1 protein-coding gene is annotated in these 3715 nt (G+C 70.0%); it reads right to left on the bottom strand.

The annotated features are described in order from the left end of the window. The coding region (locus IE247_RS33810; protein ID WP_190127200.1) for a non-ribosomal peptide synthetase at positions 1-3715 on the bottom strand (3715 nt) is incomplete at both ends.

The raw sequence follows: 3715 nt of genomic DNA, 5'->3' as shown, positions 1-3715 counted from the left end.
AGACAACGGACCCATCGACCACCCATCAGCAGCAACGTGATGCAACACCAACACCAACACCGACTCAGAACCGGTGTCGATGACATGGACGTGCATCGGAAGATCGGCGCTGAGGTCGAACTTGTGCTCGCGCTCCTGGGCGATCCGCTCGTCGGCCAGCTCCGGCGGGCTCTGCGACCACTGCACGGTGACGGTGGCCTGCCCTGCCGGAAGGACGACCTGGATGGCCTCGCCGTCCTGCTCGGGATAGACCGTACGCAGGACTTCATGCCGGATCACCAGGTCGGACACGGCCTGTTGGAACGCCTCCCGGTTCAGCGGGCCGGAGATCCGGCTGACCAGAGCGATGTTGTACGCGGCGCTCTCGGCGTCGACCTGGTGGAGGAACCACAGCCGACGCTGGGCCGGGGAGAGCGGCAGCCGGGCAGGCCGAGGACTCACCGCCGTCAGAGGAGGAACCACGGCGGCCTTGCCGGCCTGACGCAGGTGTCGTTCGAGCCCCGCCACACTGGGGTTCTCGAACACCGTGGGCAGATTCAGGTCGACCCCGAGCGCAGCCCGTACCCGGTTGACGAGCCGGGTGGCCAGGAGAGAGTGCCCTCCCAGGGTGAAGAAGTCGTCGTCGACGCCCACCTCGGGCAGCCCGAGCAGTTCGGCGAACAGCCCGCAGAGGACTTCCTCGCGCGGAGTGCGCGGCCCCCGGCCCATGGCCTCCCTGGCGGGCGCGGGCAGCGCGCGGCGATCGAGTTTGCCGTTGGCGGTGAGGGGGAACGCGTCCAGCTTCACCAGTGCCGAGGGCACCATGTACTCGGGCAGCCGCCGGGCGAGGAGCCGCCGTATCTCACCGGGCTCGGCCGGGCCGGTGAGATAGCCGACCAGCCGCCGTTCGCCCGGCCGGTCCTCCCGTACCAGGACAGCGGCGTGGCCGACCCCCGGGCAGGTGGAGAGGGCGGCCTCGACCTCGCCGAGTTCGATGCGGAAGCCACGGATCTTGACCTGGTCGTCGGCCCGCCCGACGAACAGCAGCCGGCCGGACCTGTCCCAGCGGACCACATCGCCGGAGCGGTACATCCGGGTCCCCGCCGGACCGAAGGGGTCGGCGACAAAGCGTGATGCGGTCAGTCCGGACTGGCCCGCGTAGCCACGGGCCAGGGCCGAGCCCGCGATGTACAGCTCCCCCGCGACGCCCGGCGGCACCAGCCGCAGCGCCTCGTCCAGCACATAGACGTCGGTGTTGGCGACGGGGCCGCCGATGGTCACCGGCCGCCCTGCGGGCAGCGAGCCGCCCGTCGCACAGACCGTGGTCTCGGTCGGTCCGTAGGAGTTGACCAGCTCATGGGTGGTCGCCCACTGGGCCACCAGCCACTGCGGGCAGGACTCGCTGGCCGTGATGATCACAGCCCCTTCGGGTACCGCGTGCGCCGGGAGAGCGGCGAGCATCGAGGGCGTGACCAGCACGTGGGTGATGTCCGGCGCTTCGCCCGGCCGGACCGTCAGCAGTTCCTCCGGCTTACCGATCACCAGTGTGCCGCCGAGCAGCAGCGCCATGACCAGCTCCCAGACGGAGCCGTCGAAGCCGATCGAGGCCAGTTGCAGCACTCGGTGCGCCGAGTCCGGTGCGACGAAATCGCGATGGCGGCGGACCAGCCGGGCGAGCCCGGTGTGCGGCAGGGCCACCCCCTTGGGCTTTCCGGTGGATCCCGAGGTGTAGATGAGATAGGAGATATGGCCGTGCAGCAGCGGTGCCGAGCGCTCGGCCGGACGGATGTCGTCGTCGGCGTACCCCGAGAGGTCGAGTTCGCCCAGGAGGACCGTGGTCACATCGGCATCCAGATCGCCCAGCGCGTCGGGGGAGTCGACCAGCGCCATTCCCACGGCGCTGTCCGTGAGTACGTACCGCTTGCGCTCGGAGGGGTACGCCGGGTCCACCGGCAGATACGCGCCGCCCGCCTTGGCGACCGCGAGGAACGCCACCACCCAGTCGAGCGAGCGCCGGGTGGCGACGGCGACCGGCACATCGGGGCCGACTCCCTGACGGATCAGATGGCGTGCGAGCCGGTTGGCGCGGGCGTTCAGCTCGGCGTAGGTCGTGGCTGTCCCGTCCGCTTCCACGGCCACGCGTGGCGCGCCCGCTTCGGCCTCTGCCCTGACCTGCTCTTCGAACAGCTCCGGCAGGGTACGGGGTGCTACCTCGTCGGTCCGGTTCCACTCCTCCAGCATTCGCCTGCGGTCCTCGGCGGTCAGCAGATCGATCTCACTGACGCGCAGCGACGAGTCGGCGGCGACCGCGCTCAGCAGACGCGTCAGCCGGTCACCCAGCTCACGTACCGTCTCCTCGTCGAACAGGTCCGTCGCGTACGTCAGCGTGAAGGTGATGCCACGGGCGTCGCCGTCGGTCGCACCGTGCTCGATCGCGCCGATGAGCAGGTCGAACTTGGCGGGGGACATCGGCACCCGGCCGATGGCCGTCTCGACGCCGGCGAGCCGCAGCCCAGGTGTCTCGTCCTCGACGCTGAACGCGACCTGGAACAGCGGATGGCGGGAGAGCGACCGGCTGAGGCGCGACTCCTCGACGACTCGGTCGAAGGAGACGGACTGATGCTCGTACGCCGAGAGGTCGGCGCTCCGGATCCGCCCGAGCAGCTCGTCGAACCGGGGGTCGCCGGAAGTGTCGGTGCGGAGCACCAGGCTGTTCACGAAGAACCCGACGAGGTCGTCGAGGACCGGATCGGCGCGGCCTGCCACCACTGTGCCCAGCGGGATGTCGGTGCCCGCGCCAATCCTGGTCAGCACTGCTCCGAGAGCCGCGTGGACGACCATGAACATGGTGCTCTCATGGTGGCGGGCGAGGTCGCGCAGCCGCTGATGCGTCTCCGGCTCGACCCGCGCGGTCACCTCGGCCCCCGCGTAGGAGGCTCGCGTCGGCCGTGCTCTGTCGTACGGAAGCGTCAGCTCCTCCGGCAGGTCGGCCAGCGCCTCCCGCCAGTACGCCAGATCGCCGTCGTGCCGGTCCTCCTGCTGGAGGGACCAGAGCGCGTAGTCCGCGTACTGAACGGGCAGCGGGGTCCACTCGGGCTCCCGGCCCTCGGTCCGCGCGGAGTAGGCGCGCTCCAGATCGGCCACGAGTGATCCCATCGACAGGCCGTCGGCCGCGATGTGGTGCACCACGAGGACGAATACGGCGCTGTCGGGTCCGGTCCGCACCACATGCGCGTGCACCGGCGGCTCGGTGACGATGTCGAATTCGTACGAGCACTGCTCGGCCACGGCTCGGTCGGCGTCTTCGAGCGTGTGGGACGACGACCAGCCGATCTCGACACCCGCTTCGGGGCGGACCAACTGCGAGGGTTCGCCTTCGAGTTCGGCGAAGACGGTACGGAGTGCCTCGTGCCGAAGCGTCACATCGGCGAGGGCCAGGCTCAGCGCATCACGGTCGAGGGTGCCACGGACGCTCGTGACCAGCGGGATGTTCCAGACCGAGCTGGGGCCGTCGAGCTGGTGCAGGAACCACAGCCGGCGCTGGGCGGGCGAGAGGGGTATCCGCTCGGGACGGGGAACCACCGCTGTGACCCGCTGGGACGACGGTGTGCCGGTGCTGTCGGTCGTCTCCAGGTGTTTGGCGAGTTCGGCGGGGGTGGGGTGTTGGAAGAGGGTGTGGATGGTGGTGTGGGTGTTGAGGGTGGTGTTGATGCGGTTGGTGAGGCGCATGGCGAGG

The organism is Streptomyces inusitatus (assembly GCF_014651115.1).
GTDB lineage: Bacteria > Actinomycetota > Actinomycetes > Streptomycetales > Streptomycetaceae > Streptomyces > Streptomyces amakusaensis.
This window is presented reverse-complemented; position numbering and strand designations above follow the sequence as displayed.